Here is a 3211-nt window from a genome sequence, read left to right on the forward strand (position 1 = left end):
TGGACGTCGGCAGCGGCTGGAACGCCCTGGACCCGATCCTCGGACCCGGCGACTTCAACGGTGACGGCGGCATCGCGGCTCCCGTCGACTGCTCGAAGGTGGCCTGCGTGGCGCTGACCTTCGACGACGGCCCCGACGCCCCGACGAACCGCCTGGTCGACACGCTCATCACCACCAGGACGCCGGCCACGTTCTTCGTCATCGGCAACAAGATCTCGGCCAGGGCCTCGGTGACCCTGAAGCAGCACCGCAACGGGTTCCCGGTGGAGAACCACACCTGGTCCCACCCGGACCTGACCACGCTGAGCCTTTCCGGTCAGCGGTCGCAGGTGACCCGCGCTGACGATGCCATCGCCGCGGCCGGGGTGCCCCGCAGCACGCTGCTGCGCCCGCCGTACGGCTCGTGGAACAGCAACACGCGCCAGCTCGGCAAGCCGCTCATCCTGTGGTCGGTCGACCCCAGGGACTGGGACGGTCTCACCGCCAGCCAGATCCGCAGTCATGTCGTGAGCAACGCGCGCGCCGGGTCCATCGTCCTGATGCACGACCGGGTGTCGGCAACGGCGGACGCGGTGCCCGGGATCATCTCCGACCTGCGCGCCAAGGGCTTCACCCTCGTCACGGTGGAGACGCTCGTGCCGGGGATGGGGCCGGGCGACATCATCTACAGCCGCGGCAACGTGGTGAAGTCGAGCACGGCCGTGAGCGAGCGCAACGGCATGCTCGTCGCGCCCGACGGACGGGTTGTCGGTCCCGCGCTCGTGGACGAGGCGCCCTTCAAGTGAAGGGCCCTCACTGTGCGGTATGCCGCTGAGCCAGCTCAGTGTGAAGTGAAGGGATCCCGGGCCGCGGTGGGACGGGCACTGCAGACTCTCGCAGGCGCCAGCCCTCTGATCGTGCTCGGCTGCGAGCCACCTGCTGGCTTCAGCGCCAGATGGCTGCGTTGACTCCGTGGATGCGTGAACGTACGTAACGAAGATGGCGACCATGAGTTGGGACATTGCCGCCATGGATCTGCCAGGCGAGGCCGCGTCGGTGTTGAGCTTGCTCAGGACTTCGAGCCCGAGTCTCTCGGTGAGCGCGCCGCGTTGATCGACAAGATCCTTGAGGTGGCACCCACCACCGACTTTCCGACCCGACGTGGGGCCTCGACGGCACGATCGATCGCGCGACCAGCGGCAGATGCGGACGTCAAGGTCTGGACTGCGGCACCATTCCGGGCAGGGAGATGGCCTCCGTTCGTGCCGGCCAACCGGGGTATATGCATGGTACGGATCACATCAGACGGTCGGGAGCGGCGTGGACTTTAGCGATGCAGTCGAGCTGGCCGGCAAGAGCATCGACACGGCCGGTGTGGCCGTGCTGGTCGTCGGCGCGGTGTTGGCAGCCGTACGCGCTGCTCACAACGCCCGGACACACCAGCCCGATGTCTACCGGCGGTTCCGACAGCAGCTGGGACGCTCCATCCTGCTCGGTCTCGAACTGCTCGTGGCCGCCGACATCATCCGCACCGTCGCCGTGACACCCACTCTGGCCAGCGTGCTGGTCCTAGCTCTCATCGTGGCGATCCGGACCTTTCTCAGTTTCTCCCTCGAGCTCGAGATCACCGGCCGGTGGCCGTGGCAGAAGACGCCGGAGGGTCCTGCAACGGACTAGCTGGATGGGTCACACCGCCGCCAGCCGACCATCCTGGCTGCGGCATGACCGGGCGTCGCCCTCAACGCGGCACATCCGGACCTCTTATTGGTGCCGCGCTGGCGAGGCGCGGTCGCCGAGTTGGGACGACGGACGGGACAAGCTTTGCGTCGGCGTGCTCAGGGCAGTGGCACAGTCCAACTCCGTCCCGTCCGTTGTCCCCACCGCGGCCAGATCATCCCGGAGACGGACCTCGTCCCAGACCCCCAGACGCCCCCTCCAGAGCTCCCCGGCAGGTGCCTTCCGGCGTAGCCGACTGCCCGTCTGTGACGCCAGCAACAGACAAGGGTTCCGTATGCCGCTGAGCCAGCTCAGCGGCATACGGCTGAGTCTCGTTGTGGCTCAGTGCGGGTCGACTATCCGTCGACGAGCAGCCCGCGGAGGGGTCCCTGGAGCCGGCCGGTCCGCCGGGACACGTGCTCGAGGAGCCGGAGCCGATGGGTGGGCGGCAGCCCGTCCTCGTGGCGGCGGGCCTGCTCCTCCGCGATGGGCCGCCAGACCTCGTCGATGACGGTGCGCGGGTCGCCGGCCACGGCCTCCTTGGGCTGCTCGGTGTGCTCAGACCACAGACGTAACCGGGTATCCCGCGCCAGGTCCGCATCGCGGGTGAGCAGGTTCATCTCGGTGTCGTTGAAGAGTGAGTGCTCATTGAGGTTGGCCGAGCCGATGGTGAGCCACCGGTCGTCGATGATCCCGATCTTGGCGTGCACATAGACCGGCGCCAACTTGCCCGGGGCGTGGGCGGAGATCGTGGTGGCCAGCAGCCGGCCCGAGCCGCCGTCGGCCTCGAGCAGCCGGCCGAGCTGGCCTCGCGTCGTGTCGGCTCCGGTCGTCGGCCGCGCGGGCAGCAGCAGGAGCAGCCGGAAGTCGTCGCTGGGCGGGTGGGTGAGCTTGGCGCAGAGGATGTCGACGACCTCGGGGGACCAGAGGAACTGGTTCTCGAGGTAGATGAACCGCTCGGCGGCGGTCAAGGCGTGCAGGTAGGCCCCGAGGATGGTGAACTCGCCGCGCGGCGCGAAGGTGTAGACCTGCTCGGGCACCGTGCGGAGCACCTGGACCCCGACATCACCGGCGGGTGACGGCTCCTCCGGCGCCGGAAGATGGTCGGTCGTGACGTCGTTCCAGCGCTGGACGAAGTGTCTGGCCACATCTGCGACGGCGGGTCCGCGGAGGCGCACGGCCGCGTCGTGCCACCCCAGTGGATCGCGGGGTGGGTGGCTCTCCTCGTCGAAGCGGTCGGCCTGGAGGGAGGTGAGGTCGATCCCTCCGACGAAGGCGAGGTCACCGTCGACGACGATGATCTTCTCGTGGTGGCAGTGCAGCGTGCGCTCCCGCTTGTCCAAGGTGCACTGCACCTTGCTGTCGCGGATGAACCCCTCACGAGCGCGCTTGACCATGTGGCGGGTTGGACGGAACGCCGGCACCGGCGGTCCGGCCCACAGGAGCAAGCGGACCGGGACCCGCTGCGCGACCTCGGCGAGCAGGTCACGCAACGGGATGGCGCCGTCGCCACGGC

Annotated in this window: 3 protein-coding genes; 2 read left to right on the forward strand and 1 reads right to left on the reverse strand. The window is 68.7% G+C overall.

What is annotated here, in order from left to right; translation table 11 throughout:
* A partial coding sequence (locus VIR15_RS20310) for a polysaccharide deacetylase family protein (protein WP_331931155.1) occupies window positions 1-785 on the forward strand: 785 nt, incomplete at its 5' end.
* A gap of 514 nt (window positions 786-1299) precedes the next feature.
* Window positions 1300-1656, forward strand: coding sequence for a DUF1622 domain-containing protein (locus VIR15_RS20315; protein ID WP_331931157.1), 357 nt, complete (start codon window positions 1300-1302; stop codon window positions 1654-1656).
* A 395-nt stretch (window positions 1657-2051) separates the two neighbouring features.
* On the opposite strand, the gene VIR15_RS20320 is transcribed toward VIR15_RS20315, so the two are convergent.
* Window positions 2052-3211: phospholipase D-like domain-containing protein (locus VIR15_RS20320; protein ID WP_331931159.1), on the reverse strand; the 1160-nt coding region annotated here is incomplete at its 5' end.

Origin of the sequence: Intrasporangium sp. (assembly GCF_036566125.1) — a bacterium.
GTDB lineage: Bacteria > Actinomycetota > Actinomycetes > Actinomycetales > Dermatophilaceae > Intrasporangium.